A 2,373-nucleotide genomic window follows, 5' to 3' on the forward strand; every position below is an offset into this window, starting at 1 on the left:
GGCCGATGCCGATCAGCACGGCGATTAGCGAGGTGATCGCGAACCAGAGCAGCGTGTTCCAAGCCAGCCGGGCCGCGTTGGAAACGGCGCGCAGGTTGGAAATTGAGCTGACGACGGCGGTGAAGATCAGGGGGACCACGGCGGTCTGCAGCAGCGAGACGTAGCTCGAGCCGATGGTCTGCAGCGTGGTGCCGAGGGCGTTGGGGTTGGCCTTGGTGCTGCCGGTGTACTTGGCCAGCAGGCCAAGGCCCAGGCCGACGATCAGGGCGGCAATGATCTGGAAGCCGAACGAGCCGGCCCATTTGGGCAGCTGGAACCCGGTCTTTCCAGCGGGTGCGGGGGTGCTTGTCTGAGTGGTCACCGGAACACGCTAGGACCGTTGCCAATAGCATGACGAACGGATGTTGAGAAATGTTACGGCGCCACAGGTGGCCCCGCGCCGCGGAATGCCCGGGCTTGCCGCGCCGGCAGGGGCTTTTGTGAAGTTATTCCGGCAAGCGGTGTGGCGATTGTCTCGTCGCCGGGCGGCCCGGGCCGCCCGGTGAGGCGCGGGATGACGGTTCGCGGCAATGCTCTGGAGAAACACTGCCGCGAACTGCCATCCCGGGCAGGGAGGGCCTAGCGTGCGCAGGTGCCTGCGACGCCGCCGCCTGCGTGGTAAATCATGTCCTGGTACGCCACGGAGGAGCGCACCGGGGTGTTGCTGGTGACTGTCTGGACCGTGGCCCCGCTGCGTGCGAGCTTGAAGGACGGTGTGGTCCCGGCCACGAGCGGAACCTTGAAGGAGGTCAGCCCGGCCGGGGCGTCCATGGTCTTGACGTTGCTGCCCTGGGTGATGGTCAGGCGCCCCGGAGTCTTCAGCACGGCCACGAGTTCTACTTCGTTCTTCGCCGCGTCACCGTTCGGGATGTACATCGGCGTGGGTTTGCCGTTGCGACCGATGGGGGTCATCGAATACGGAGCGTTCGTGGGGTGCGAGCGGTGGCTCCAGTACAAGGCATCCTGGGTGATCGCGGGCTTGACCCCGTTCTTGAACCAGGAAATGTAGTAGGCAGCCATGTCCAGCACGGCATAGCCGCGGTCCTTGGAAGGTGCCACCCAGGACTCGGTGTAGTCGTTCCAGGCGATGAGCGCAATGGAGTCGGCGTTGCTGGTGACCGCCGAGGCCAGGGAATCGCGCAGGGTGGAACTGTTGGACGACTCCCAGTACCGCCCGTCGTAGGACCGTGAATCCTCGAACGCCACCGGCTGCATGTAGGTCTTGCCGCGGCGGTGGGCTTCAGCGCTTTCCTTGGCGAGGGTCGGAACGCCGCTGGCGGTGCGGGTGCCCCATTGCGAATACCCGGACACCGAATCGTTCCAGTCCGTCTTTTGGGTTCCTCCGCCCCACGAAATGAAGATGGGTACGAGGTTGGATTTGACGCCGGAGGAGGCGAGGCGGCTCCGGAGCCCGTCCCACCACGAGGGAGTCTTGCGTTCCGGGAAGAACGGGGCGAGCACGATGCCGGCATTGTTCCGGTAGATGGACGGGTCGTCCTTCACCTTCATGACGTTGTTGTAAACGCTGTCAGAGGTGGAGCCGGCGGCCGTGTTGAAGTCCGGGCTGAGCATGATCTTGAAGCCTGGGTCAACCGCCTTGGCGGCGGCGAGCATGGCCGGCAGCTGCTGCCAGCGGATATCGGTGGAGCTGTTGTATTCCCAGATGAATCCGTCCAGGCCCGCTCCGACTGCCTGCCGGACCTCCTTCTCGAAATCGGCCTGCCGCCAGGTGGTCTGGGTTGCACGCTGGGGAGCAGCCGGACGGTCCCGGAGGTCGTACGCGCCGTTGGCGGAGTTGTGGGTGTCCATCCAGCGCGGGTAGACGTCGCGGGTGGCGTCGGGGCTGTCGACTGCGAGCGGGAACGGCGGGAAGTAGTAGGCCCACGCCTTCTTCACCGAGGTGTGCCGGTTCGCGGGCGCCGGGAGGTTGAAGGGCAGCGGATTGCACGCCGTTGTCGTAGCGGTGGGCGTGGCAGTCGGCGTCGCGGCGTTCAGGGGTGCCGGGGCGCTAAGCGTGGCCGCAGCCACGACGACGGCCGTCGCAACCACGGATGCCGCTGTGCGCTTCCGGATCCGCGTCCGCGCTTTCGCGGCGTCATTGGTCGGTGGACTTAGGAATGAGGCGATATTCCTCATAGGGGCTCCAATATGGGGTCTTGTGTATGCCCGGCAATCGTCAGCCGCTGCAGGATGCCTCAGCGAGGTTCCGGCAGAAGCTCAGCGCCTGGCTTTTCCTCTGCGCTCCTTCGCGGAGCGCCGGGATGCTGGCGCTATTCGTTCACGCGGGATTCTATTGTCAATAGCTCGCACCGGAGACCAAGGTGCTGGTACCTC

2 protein-coding genes are annotated in these 2,373 nt (G+C 65.3%); both read right to left on the minus strand.

Features of this window, described 5'->3' with window-relative positions; genetic code table 11:
* Window positions 1–361 (minus strand): cation:dicarboxylate symporter family transporter (locus LQV45_RS26130; RefSeq protein WP_230009592.1); only part of this gene is annotated, 361 nt, incomplete at its 3' end.
* 257 nt (window positions 362–618) lie between these two features.
* Entirely contained in the window at window positions 619–2,088 is a 1,470-nt protein-coding gene (locus tag LQV45_RS26135) for a glycoside hydrolase family 71 protein (protein WP_230009593.1), read from the minus strand.
* Between the last annotated feature and the right edge of the window lie 285 nt (window positions 2,089–2,373).

The organism is Microbacterium sp. Bi128, assembly GCF_918698205.1.